Raw genomic sequence first — 12,444 nt, 5'->3', positions numbered from 1 at the left:
GTCACCCATCGTCGCGGGTGAGGACGGAAACAACAAGCCACTTTCGTGAAGCGTTGCATTGCGTCAAGCCCGGCGCTTCACTCAACTGGAACTCGGACGACATGTCCTCGCCCGGCGAGGGTCACTACCGCCATGAACGACGCGACCGAGAAGCAGGTGAGCAAGGTACCGCAGGTGACCCTGCTCTTCTGGGCCCTGAAGATCCTCGCGACGACGCTCGGTGAAACCGGCGGCGACGCGGTGTCGATGTCGATGGACCTCGGCTACCTCGCCGCGACCGTCATCTTCACGGTGATCTTTGTCGCTGCCGCCGGCGCCCAGATCTCGGCCAGGCGATTCAACCCGTACCTGTACTGGACGACGATCATCGCGACGACCACCGTCGGAACCACGCTGGCCGATTTTGCCGACCGATCGCTCGGCATCGGCTATGCCGGCGGCGTGGTGCTGCTGATCACGCTGCTCGTCGGGTCGTTCGCGCTCTGGTATCGCACGCTCGGCACGGTGTCGGTCGATTCCGTGAGCTCGCCGAAAGCCGAGATGTTCTACTGGCTGACGATCATGCTGTCGCAGACCCTCGGAACCGCGCTCGGCGACTGGACGGCCGACTCGGCCGACCTTGGCTACACCGGCGCGGCGATGGTCTTCGGCGCGCTGCTCGCGATCGTCGCAGCCGCGTACTTGTGGACGAGCATCTCGCGCACGCTGCTGTTCTGGGCGGCGTTCGTGCTGACGCGTCCGCTCGGCGCCGTCGTCGGCGACTTCCTCGACAAGCCCGTGGCCAGCGGTGGGCTGGCGCTCAGCCGCTACACCGCAACGGCGGTTCTTCTGGTCGCGATTGCGGGCTGCCTCGTCGTGTTCCGGCAGGAAGCCGCAACCGAGAGCCATTGACGAAGTGCGCCGACGCCTGCGAACGAAACCCGGCTAGTTCACGACCATCCGGCTGGCGCTTCGCCGCCCGTTCCAGTGCGAGCTGACGTTGTTGGCGAAATACGGCGGGCGGTCATCGAGAACGTCGGTCTCCAGCCACAAGCGTTTGAGATGCCGCACGCGCCCTTCGGCGCGGTCGTCCGCATACTCGGTCCGGCCATGCATGACGTGATAGTTGTTGATGAACTGCATGTCGCCGGGCACGAACTCCATCGTCACGTGATTGACCGGATCGTCGGCGAGCTCGACCAGGCGAGTCAGCGCACGCATGCCGAGCTCGCCGATGCGCGGAGCTTCGGGATGACGCTGCGACGCGAGGATGTACGGCGGAATGCAGCGCACGAACAACCGGCCGTTCCAGTCGGTGAAGACCGGAAGCGCATAAAAAGGCCTGGTGCCCGGCGCCTGCTCGCCGCGGTAATCGTACGGCAGCGGCTTGTACAGCTCGGCGGCAAGCTCGGGATCCTCGCGCACCATGCGGTTGTGAATGGTCACCGAATTCGCAACGGCCGACAGGCCGCCGCGCAGTCCGTTCTGAAGACACATCAGCCCGACCAGATCCGAGCCGTCGCAATGGAACGGCAGCGCAATGCCGCCGAGCTCGTTGCCGCGCGCGGTCGGATCGTTCATCGCCTTTCCCTGGTCGGTCACGTCGCCGAGCACGTGGCCCTTGTGGTTCTGCGCCCACGGCGTGCCGAGGTGCATGCCGATGCCCCAGTACAGCATCTCCATCTCGGCCTGCGAGTAGCGCTCGCGCTCGATGCCGCGCAGGCGGACGAAGCCGCGACCGGAGATCAGCTCCTTTTCGATCGCGACCAGGCGCTCGCGAAGACGCGGAAGCGGAAAGTCGTCGCGCCCGACTTCGAGCACGTCGTTCGAGCGCGCGAGCGCGCAGCGAAGCGCCGCATCGAGCTCTTCGAGCTCGTCGGCAGCAAAGTGCTCGGTCCAGACGGATTCGTCGGCGACGTCGGCCGACGTCCATTCGCATTCGGGTTCGAGAACTCTCGGCGTCCACTGCGTTGCAGTCATCGCGTTCTCCTTTATTCCGGCGCCGGCCGGGCCCCGCGAAGCAGCCGTCCCGGCAGATCGGCAGTTGCTGCACCGTCGCGGTACGTGACGATTCCGCCGACCATCGCGAGGCAGTAACCGTCGGCTTCCTGGATCAGACGCCGGCCGCCTCCCGGAAGATCGTGCACGATACGCGGCGGCTTCATGCGCAGGCGGTCGTAGTCGATCACGTTGATGTCGGCCTTGTAGCCGGGCTCGAGACGTCCCCGGTCGAACAGCCCGACGGCTTCGGCGGTATCGCGCGCGTGCCAGCGCACCACCGTCTCGATCGGAAGCTTCTCGCCGCGCCGCCGGTCGCGTGTCCAGTGCGTGAGCATGTGCGTCGTGAAGCTCGCGTCGCAGATGGTTCCGAGATGCGCGCCGCCGTCGCCGAGGCCGAGCACCGTGTTCGGGCTGCGCATCATCTCGAGCGACGGGTCGAGGTTGTTGCCGGTATAGTTGAGAAACGGAAAGTACAGCATGCCGCGGCCGTCGCCCTCGAGCATCGCATCGTAGACGAGCTCCTCGGGACGGACGCCGAGCGCACGCGCGCGGCCGGCGATCGACTGCTCGACGGGCTGCTCGTAGTCGGGCGGATCGCCGAGCACGAACATCTTCTCGAAGTTCTGCAGCATCGCGTGAACCGGTGAGCGGTTCGCGGCCGGTTCTTCGGCGAGCAGACGCTCGCGAAACTGCGGATCCCTCAGGCGCGCGACCTTGACGGCAAGCGGCAGCGTCGCGATCTCGCGCCAGCTCGGGTGACCTCCGAACGGATTGAGCGTCGTCTCGAGGCCGAGCATCAGTCCGACCGGCCGGCCCGCAACCTGCGCTCGCATCGGAAGACCTTCGGAAGCCGCCTTTTCGATCGCACCAAGCAGGCGCTGCCACGCGTTCGGCGAGAAGTCCGACTGCACGAGCGACACCGACAGTGGCCGTCCGGATTTCTCGACTAGGCGCCGCAGCATCGACATCTCTTCGGCCGCGTTGAGGAAATCCGACACGAACTGCAGCACGCCTTTTCCCGCGGCGCCGAGCGCTGCGGCAATGCCGAGCAGCTCGCCTTCGGCGGCCGTGAGCGTCGGCGTCGGCTTGCCGTCGCTGGTGCGGTGATTGAGCGTGCGCGACGTCGAAAATCCGAGCGCGCCGGCCTCGACAGCTTCGCGTGCAAGCCGTGCCATCGACGCGATGTCGTCTGCGGTGGCAGCTTCGAGGTCGGCGCCGCGCTGGCCCATCACATAGACGCGCAGCGCGCCGTGCGGCAGCTGGGTCGCGACGTCGATGTCGTAGTGCCGCGAGGCGAGCGCATCGAGGAACTGCGGAAACGTCTCCCAGTTCCATGGAAGACCTTCGGCGAGAACGACGCCCGGGATGTCTTCGACGCCTTCCATGAGGCGCACGAGCGTGTCGTGATCGGCCGGGCGGCACGGTGCGAAGCCGACGCCGCAGTTTCCCATCACCGCGGTCGTCACGCCATGCCAGGACGACGGCGTCATCCGGTGATCCCACGTTGCCTGACCGTCGTAGTGCGTATGGATGTCGACGAAGCCGGGCGCGACGAGGAGGCCGCGCGCGTCGATCTCTTCGGCGCCGCAGCCCGGCACCTGGCCAACCTGCGCGATGCGCCCGCCGCGAATGGCGACGTCGGCCTCACGCAGCTTGGCGCCGGTGCCGTCGGCAACAGTGCCGCCGCGAATGACGACGTCGAAGGGATGCGGGCCCGCGGCCATCGGTATTCAGTACTCGCTGGCAGACACCATGACCAGCGGTGGGCCCACCCCTGAGCGCCCAGGCTGGCTGTGACAGGTCGGGCTAGAAGTCTGGGCCAGAATACCTCTCTCTGCGCAGTTTTCATCAGAATTGACCATACCGAAAGCCAGTACGCGTACGGTTCTGACAGTCCTCAGCAGTAACATTCCTGTCGCGCCGACCCGCGCCCGAAGGCCTGAAGTGCAAGCCGACTGGGTCAACACTCTGGCAGTGGCTGATCAAGCGACATATATCATGCGCAGCAATCAACAAGATTTTCTTTAGTTCTATCTTATGGCTAGAGGTTTCGAATGGGACGATAAGAAAGCAGAATCGAACTTCCGCAAGCACAGGGTTTCGTTCAATGAGGCAAGTACTATTTTCGCGGATATGCTTTCGAGAACGGTCTTCGACCCAGACCATTCTGTGGACGAAGAACGGTTCGTTACGATCGGCACTTCGAGACACGGCACGCTGATAGTCGTGTGCCATTGTGACAGAGGCGAGAGGACACGAATTATCAGCGCGCGCCGTCCCAGCGCGGCGGAACGTGCCGCGTACCGCGCAGATCGAGAGTAAGGCTTGATGAGAAAAGAATACGATTTTTCGAATGCTGTTATCGGAAAGTACGCTACTAAGCGCGATCCGATCAGCCGCGCTTGGAGTCATCCCTCGGTCTTACGCTTGGCAGGTGATCGCGACCCTATGGACGTGATCGTGGACAGTGCAAGACAGTTAGTGCTCGACGCTGTAGACAAGTGCGCGCTGACAGTCCCTGTCGATCCGTTCAAGCTGGCCGAATTAAGAGGGATTTCTGTCGTTTCGCGAGCAGACATTCCAGATGCCCGAACGGTGTCTGGTCCGAACGGCCGACCGATCATAGAATACAATCCAAGCAGGTCTCGCGGTCGGGTTCGTTTCTCTTTGTGCCATGAATTGGCTCACACTTTTTTCCCAGATTGCACGGATGAGATCAGGAATCGCGGGCATCACGCCGCAACGTCGCCGGCCGAATATGAACTTGAAATGCTGTGTAATCTCGCGGCGGCTGAACTACTACTCCCGATAGGCAGCATCCAAGATGACCTATCGAGATCCAATCTCTCCATCGACACAGCCCTCGCGCTTCGGAAAAGATACGAAGCCTCAGTCGAAGCCGTGATATTGCGACTCATAGGACTTTCCGGATCTCCTGCCGCGGCATTTGCAGCTGTCCGCGACGAGACTCGTGCCACTCATACTCCAACCTATGTTGTGGAGTACGTTAAACACACAGCTGGCTGGGATCCAGGTATTAAACGCGGATACCGCTTGCCCGCGACTAGCGTAGCAAACGAGATTAGAGCCATTGGCGAGACGGCGAAGGCGACAGAAACTTGGTCGTCGGCAGAACGCTTTCGAGTCGAACTGGTTGGAATTTCGCCCTACCTGGGACGCGTCGCGCCGCGCATCGCCGGTCTGTTGCGACCCGGTTCAGTTCGTAACTTGGGGCCTTCGGTTGAGATTCTTCGCGGGAACGCGCTGGCACCTCGCGGATCTGGCGAAAAGATCATCGCACACATAGTGAACGACAAGACTCCCAATTGGGGTGCTGGATTTGGTCGAGCTCTGAAAGAAAGATGGCCGGAAGCGCAACGTGCTTTTCGCCTCCACTTCGAGGCCTTGCGAGGATCACGGCTCGGACAAACATACGCCTCGAGAGTTGAGACCAATACCTTGGCCTTTCAGATGATTTGCCAGCACGGCTACGGCCCATCATCAACCGTTCGTTTAAAATATGGGGCGCTGCGAGTTTGCTTGAAACAACTGGCCGACATCGCTCTTCAGAATCGCGCAGCCATACATATGCCAAGAATTGGTAGTGGTGAAGCCGGCGGATCCTGGCCCCTAGTCGCCAATTTGATCTCCGAAGAACTATGCGCGCGAGGGATCGCGGTAACGATCTATGACCTTCCAAACGCGAGCATCAAGCCGCGCTCTCAACTTGATCTGCCGTATGCCGCTAGTTTTTAGCTTATGAAACTCCAGATCGTTCTAATCTCGGGCCCCGTGGCGGCAGGGAAATCCACGCTGTGCCAAGGCCTGCAAGACCGCTTCGGAGCGTACATACTAAAGACAAAATCTATCATTCAGTCGCGCTACCCCGACGCACGGAGCGAGCGTCGTGAGCTTCAACGCCTAGGCGATCGATTGGACGCGAAAACTAATGGCCGCTGGGTCGAGCAGGAACTCAGCAGGTACATACATGATCGGGCGCTACAGGAATCGCTTGTCGTTGTGGATGCGGTTCGTAAGTCGGAGCAGGTCGATGCCCTACGACGTGCATATGGCCCGCGCGTTGTCCATATTCACCTCAGCGCCTCCGACGACGAATTGGCTGACCGCTATATTGGCAGGAAAGGGAGCGTTGCCAGAGAGCTACCATCCTACTCAGAAGTCCGCGCTGGCAGTAAAACAGAAAGTAGAATTGGCAGATTGAAGGATATCGCTGACGTTGTGGTACAGAGTGACCAAAGCAAAGTGGAAGACGTCCTTGTCCGAGTCGCAAGCCACCTTGGGCTATACGGTCGAGAGCATGATCGCGTAGTCGATGTTGTGGTGGGCGGGCAATTCGGCAGCGAGGGTAAAGGGCATATATGTTCCTACATTGCGCCGGAATACGACGTGCTAGTGAGAGTTGGTGGTCCAAACGCCGGCCACAAAGTTTTTCAGGATCCCGAGCCATACACGCACAGACAACTGCCTTCAGGAACGCGCTTCTGCGACGCGCAGCTTCTCATTGGCCCCGGTGCGGTAATTGATATCAACACTCTCCTGAAGGAAGTCGCCGACTGCGACGTTGACAGCAAGCGCCTATCAATCGACCCTCAAGCGATGGTTATCAACGAAGCTGACCGCCGCAATGAAAAGCGACTTGTAGATGTAATTGGCTCTACTGGACAAGGCGTCGGCGCCGCTGCAGCGCGGCGCATCCTTGATCGCGCTAAGAGCAAGCACACATTAGCTCGCGACATCCCGACACTTAAAGCGTTTTGTCGTCCGGTCGCCGAGCAACTGGAAGAGGCGTATGCGAAGAGAAAACGCGTCCTCCTCGAAGGAACGCAAGGTACTGGCCTTAGCATCTACCACGGTACCTACCCGCACGTGACCTCGCGCGATACCACAGTCGCGGGCTGTCTAGCGGAAGCAGGAATACCGCCGATCCGAGTAAGGCGCGTGGTTATGGTATGCCGTAGCTACGTCATCAGAGTTCAAAGTCCGAGCGGCCATTCATCAGGCCCACTACGGGCGGGGGAACTGACTTGGAAAGAAATCAGCAACCGCTCTGGTCTTCCAGAAACAGAATTGAAGAAGGTCGAACTTGGGTCAGTTTCCCATAAGCGCCGACGCGTCGGCGAATTTGATTGGGTGCTGCTACGCAAAGCGGCTTCGTTGAATGCACCCACGGATATTGCACTTACATTCGCGGACTACATTGCGAGCAAGAACAGTGACGCGCGTCGCTTCGAGCAGCTGACACCAGAAACGATTCGGTTTGCGGAGGAGATCGAAAAAGTTGCCTCGGCTCCAGTCTCGCTGGTTTCGACCAGGTTCCATTGGAAAAGTATTATTGATCGGCGAGCGTGGTGATCGTGTCAGTCAGCATCGAAGATCTAACTAGGCGTTATCCAGTGCTCTACCACATGGCTTGGGAAGGCTCGTGGCCGCTAATCACCAAACTAGGACTTTTGAGTTCAGAAGCCCTCACCAGTTCGTTCGCTATTTCCGAACCGGATCGGACAGCGCTCCTTTCGATGCAGCGTCGCGAGTCGGTGGTAATTTCAAACGCTGGAGGGGAAATCGCTGTCCTGCGTGATCAAAAACCGCTTTCGGAAAAAAAGCTGAAATCATGTCTAACAGACTGCGATGCGACAACGTGGTATCGCATATTGAACGAGCGCGTATTCTTCTGGCTGAATTTCCAGCGCCTGATCACACTCATGTCGGCCGCAGAGTACCGGGCTCGTACTCACACGATTATTTACGTTGATAGCGCGTCACTGGTTGCGAAGTACGAGCCGAGTATTGAGATCACTCATATGAATACTGGGAATACTCGACCGTTCGCGCATTCTCGCGGCAGATCGACATTTAGAACTCTAGCGGACTACCCATATGAATCGCGGCGGCGCAGTCCTGACTACTCAGCCATTGTCGAACTAACGATTCGGAACCAAGTTCCTGACATGCTCAATCATGTCATAAAAGCTGAGCATGCGACGGTAAGGACCGGCAACTATCAAATTATTGAATCTTTTTATCAGCGCTGACCTAGGCGTGATCGCCGACACCGAGAGTTGCCGCGTCAGTCGAGGCAATTTCTTGGCGGCAGCACGCCTTGGGGCATCTTCTTTCATTCCACTCCGACTCTACTAGGCTAGGGCGATGGAGAGTGAAGTGGCTATGGATTTGTCCGTCCTGCTTTTCACGGCGTTCTTATCGGCCGCATCTGTCGAGGCGATCTCACGGCGGCTAAACCTCTAGCACTGCTAGCCAGCTCGCTTGAAGCGCAATTCGCGTCTACCCCAGTGGCCCCGAGTGATAACCGCAATGACGAAACTTGACGATCGATTTCGTCACGCCCATGCCCCCCAGCGCATGCTGCGAATGGCAGGCGAAGGTTTGCGACGCTGATTTTAGAACCCGGGGAGATTCCGTTGACGTGACTTGGCGCAGGTCATCGAGATTGGTTAGGCCGGAGCAGACATGCCGGGTGTGTCTGGAATACATGGCGACCAAGGTCAGTCGAGAAGGTGCGAATCATGGCTCTAACTCCTCGTGCGCTGAAACAATACCACGTATTTTTGGCGTCGCCGAAGGATGTAGACGGTGAGCGAGCGCATGTGCACCGATTCTTCGATCACTACAATCGTGGCACGGCGCACGTTTGGGGCGCGCGGTTTGATGTAGTCGATTGGAAAAACTACGCGACGACAGGAATCGGTCATCCGCAGGAGCTTATTACGGCGCAAACATTAGAGCGATTCAAAGATTCGCTAGTGCTCGTGATTGGCATCATGGGGCGACGGTTTGGCACTCCCACTGGCAAGGCAGAGTCCGGAACAGAAGAGGAATTCAATACAGCTTTAGGATGGCACCGAACTCATGGCGGTTGGCCTGAGATAAAGTGGTTTTTCCGACACAGCGAGCGCTTCTTAATAGAGTCAAACGATCTAGTGGAGATTCGATCGGCCGCAGACCAGTGGGAGAAGGTGCTTCGATTCCGTGAAAGACTTCGTGAGCTTGGAGTGTTCAGTGCAGACTACCCCGGAGAGGATGGCTTCGCAGATGTATTTGATCGCGACCTCAGTCAGTGGCTCAGCAACCCCGCGAGGCCTTGGGCAATTGAGGCACCGACACAGATTGCTGTCGAAACAAACACTCCGCTCCCGTCTCCCAGCTACTACCGGCACATAGAACAGAACTTCCACCGGTTGGATATTTCTGGAATCGACAACGACCGCACTTTCGAGATTCCGCTAAGCGAAATCTATGTGAAGCTGCGGGTCATGTTCGACCCAGATGCGAATGGTCAGCCTGATAGCGCTGAGACTTCCGAAGGAGCTGCGATTGATATTGAGACCGCTCTGGCGCGGTATCGTAAGCTTGTGATTGTCGGCGATCCCGGAAGCGGCAAATCCACCTTCCTGAAGTTTGTGGCCCTGATCCTGGCTCGATCATTCCTAACTAAGAGTTCTGCCCTAGCACTCGAAAAGCTTTCTTTCGTCGAACCGCTACCAATCCCGATCTTTGTATCGTGTTGGGATCTGTCTGATTTCTTGAAACAAAAAGGACATGCCCGTGCCAGCACCTTGGTAGAGTTCATCGCTGATCGACTCACTACGTATGACTTTCAAGTCGGCACTGCTGACGTCGAAGCGATTCTCGAATCTGGAAGCTGCTGCATCCTGCTCGACGGACTCGATGAAGTCCCTTCTGATGCTGCTCGCGCGACAGTCAGTCGACTGACGGAAGATTTTGTCCACCGGTACAGCGAGAACCGATTCGTCGTTAGCTCGAGAATCCGAGCTTATACTGGGGATACAATTCTTAAGGGTGGGTTCGCGCGTTGTGATATCCAGCCGTTTGATCTTGAGGATCGTCTCCATTTTGTTCGTAACTGGGTCGCACTGTTGTTTCGAATCCGTCCGGAGGATGTGAATAGCCCCACCAGCGATGCAGAACGTGAATTTACGAGTCTTCTCGAAGGGGTCGAAAAGAACGATAGGATTCGAACGCTGGCGGTGAACCCGCTGCTCCTGACGGTAGTCGCCATCGTTCATTGGAACCGAAAGCGACTTCCAGAACAGCGTGTAGATTTATACGACGAATGTGTGGATGTGCTTCTAGGGCAACGGAGAGAGGCTGAACACATTCAGCACAGTCGCAAGTTCGGGATATTCGACGAACGATCAGAGGACGAAATCCATGAGCGACGTGCATGGGTTCGAAAGAGATTTGCAGAGATCGCTCTACACATTCTTTGTCGGGATGCCGATCACGACGAGGCCTCAAAGGCGGAAATGATCAAGCTCTTAGCGCCACGTTTCATTGATCAAGGCGCAAAGAGCGAGGACGACGCGGCCGCGCGAGCAGAACTATTCCTCCAGCGACAGGAACTGACCAGCGGTCTGTTGGTCAGCAGGCGCACGCTGAGCTATCGCTTTGTGCATCTGACGTTCCAGGAGTTTTTGGCAGCTTGGCAACTTTCGAATCTCGAATTTGACGACGTTACTAAAATCATCGAACCCCGACTCCGTTTGGCGAAGTGGTTTGAGACCCTTCAGTTGCTTGGCGGACAGTGGGCAAAAGAGTCCGACGAGAAGGCGAATCGATATGTTAAGTGGCTTCTTCAGCAGCGAGGTCAGTCTATAGCGCAGCGGGCTCCTGTAGTCGCGCTATGCGCAAACATCGTTCGGGACATTGCGGGAGTGGCGGAGTTGCGACCCGATACGCGTAAAGTATTCGAGGCCGCCCTTAAGTCCACCCTGGACGTTTTCAATCAGGGGTCGCGCGTTCCGGCCACGACTCAGCTTGAAATTCTAGCAGCACTTGGACAACTCGGCGGGGCGGTCAAACCGCAGCTGATCGATGCGACAAAAGCGAGCTTGTATCAGGTTCGACGCGACGCGATCGATCTCCTGCTTCCCCATCTTTCAAATGACGAGCTGTTCAGTATGGTTCATATACTCGAGGACCGTAGCGCTACGCCGATTGGCACCTATCTCTCTGCGCTCATTCGACGTGATTCGTCTCGAATGGCGGGGTGGCTCACGGACGATTTGTGCTGCGGCTCAAAGTTTGAGGCAGGTTCCGGAATGACGTGGGAGAGTCTTTTCGGGGGCATCGAAGCATGGCGAGCTCCCAGTAGTGGCGTGGCGCGGGATCTCTTCGAGACGATTATTCGGTTCTCCAAATTCGAGTTTGAAATTCGCGCTGCATGCGTCCGCGCGCTGTCCGAGCGTTGGCCTGACGAACGGACGCGCATTTTTCTTACTGATCTTCTGTCACCAAAGGCTGATCTCTGGAAGCTCCACGCTGCCGCGCTCCAAGCCCTCGTGCAGACTTGGCCGAACGATAGTCACCGGCTGCTACTCGAGAATATAATGGCCGACGGCGACGCCGCGAGCCGGAGCGATGCACTGCAGTTGCTGGCCGCGCATTGGCCGGATGGAAAAGCGAGAGACCTGATAGTGCATCACGCGCAATACGATGAGGATCCAATCGTCCGTGGTGCAGCCATATTGACAATTGCAAAAATACGTCCGGACGGCGCCAGCCGCGCGCTCGTTGTTGAACGTTTGCTGCACGATACACACAGCGGCGTTCGACACTCCGCACTGCAAGCCATCGTAAGCACCTGGCCAGACGAGGAAACACGAGATGCCGTCAGCCAAGCAGTTGTTGCAGATCCATCTGACGAAGTTCGCGACATCGCGTGGCAATACCTGTCTGAAAAATGGCTCGACGAGAAGACCCGAAATCTGATGCGCCTACGCGCGCACATAGATGGTCACGCAGCCAGTCTGCTATCAGGGACGTCACGGAGCTTCGGCCGGCTATTGTTCTCAAGGGATCTTGATGGACTTCCGCCTTACTTGAATCCGCGTGAACCAATACCGGTGCGTCATATTGGGAAAGCTGCAATGCGAATTGGTTTAGTTGGAACGCGACTTACGACCGAGCTGCGAAAGGTTAATGAGCGACTAGGCTGGGATGTGCAGCGCGGTTCATCAGCCAACAAGGCCGATCGCGACAGGAAAGGATAGGGGCAAGCTACTTCCGCAGACAGCTATTAATGTGCGGGAATACGTTTTTCCAATGCGCTAACTGACTACAGTAATGTGACTATGCCGCATCTCGCGTTGTTACTGACACAGCCTTCGTAGCATTCGTCCGGTGCTCCGGGATTGTCACCGGCGGTGAGCTCCTCGAGCACGTCGCCGCCGTAGGCATACGCCTCCCGCACCGCCAAGGTACAGTTAGCGGCCCCAGCGAATCCGCAGGTGCTTCCAACGTCGTCGATCCGATCTTGAGTGGACAAACCGAGCCGGCCCGAGTTAGAAACCCGTCCTCACGCTCGCGCGTCGAGGAGGACAGTCCGATGTCGACAAGCCCAGAGGCCGCGCCTGGCCGCAATCGCACCGGAGTCCGGTTACACCGACTCGCATCGTCGCTTTT

The 12,444-nt window shown here is 58.2% G+C and carries 7 protein-coding genes; 5 read left to right on the top strand and 2 right to left on the bottom strand.

What is annotated here, in order from left to right:
* Positions 1–132: 132 nt before the first annotated feature.
* Positions 133–891 (top strand): hypothetical protein, encoded by a 759-nt coding sequence (locus VN634_21140; protein HXC53405.1) that lies wholly within the window; start codon positions 133–135, stop codon positions 889–891.
* Between the two features lie 33 nt (positions 892–924).
* Here VN634_21140 and VN634_21135 read toward each other — a convergent pair whose 3' ends face one another.
* Together VN634_21135 and VN634_21130 are read right to left on the bottom strand one after the other, a co-directional pair.
* Positions 925–1,959 (bottom strand): TauD/TfdA family dioxygenase, encoded by a 1,035-nt coding sequence (locus VN634_21135; protein ID HXC53404.1) that lies wholly within the window; start codon positions 1,957–1,959, stop codon positions 925–927.
* 11 nt (positions 1,960–1,970) lie between these two features.
* Complete coding sequence (locus tag VN634_21130; protein HXC53403.1) at positions 1,971–3,704, bottom strand: amidohydrolase family protein; 1,734 nt, start codon at positions 3,702–3,704, stop codon at positions 1,971–1,973.
* A gap of 604 nt (positions 3,705–4,308) precedes the next feature.
* On the opposite strand from VN634_21130, the gene VN634_21125 reads away from it, so the two are divergent.
* The 4 genes from VN634_21125 to VN634_21110 all read left to right on the top strand — a co-directional run bounded on the left by VN634_21125 (position 4,309) and on the right by VN634_21110 (position 12,032).
* Positions 4,309–5,736: an ImmA/IrrE family metallo-endopeptidase gene (locus VN634_21125; GenBank protein ID HXC53402.1), complete on the top strand. Its 1,428-nt coding sequence runs from the start codon at positions 4,309–4,311 to the stop codon at positions 5,734–5,736.
* A 3-nt stretch (positions 5,737–5,739) separates the two neighbouring features.
* Entirely contained in the window at positions 5,740–7,353 is a 1,614-nt protein-coding gene (locus VN634_21120) for an adenylosuccinate synthetase (protein ID HXC53401.1), read from the top strand.
* Between the two features lie 41 nt (positions 7,354–7,394).
* Positions 7,395–8,033, top strand: a complete 639-nt coding sequence (locus tag VN634_21115) for a hypothetical protein (GenBank protein HXC53400.1) — start codon at positions 7,395–7,397, stop codon at positions 8,031–8,033.
* Positions 8,034–8,525: 492 nt separating this feature from the next.
* Complete coding sequence (locus VN634_21110) at positions 8,526–12,032, top strand: HEAT repeat domain-containing protein (GenBank protein HXC53399.1); 3,507 nt, start codon at positions 8,526–8,528, stop codon at positions 12,030–12,032.
* Positions 12,033–12,444: the final 412 nt, after the last annotated feature.

This window comes from Candidatus Limnocylindrales bacterium, from assembly GCA_035571835.1.
GTDB lineage: Bacteria > Desulfobacterota > Binatia > UBA1149 > CAITLU01 > DATNBU01.
This window is presented reverse-complemented; position numbering and strand designations above follow the sequence as displayed.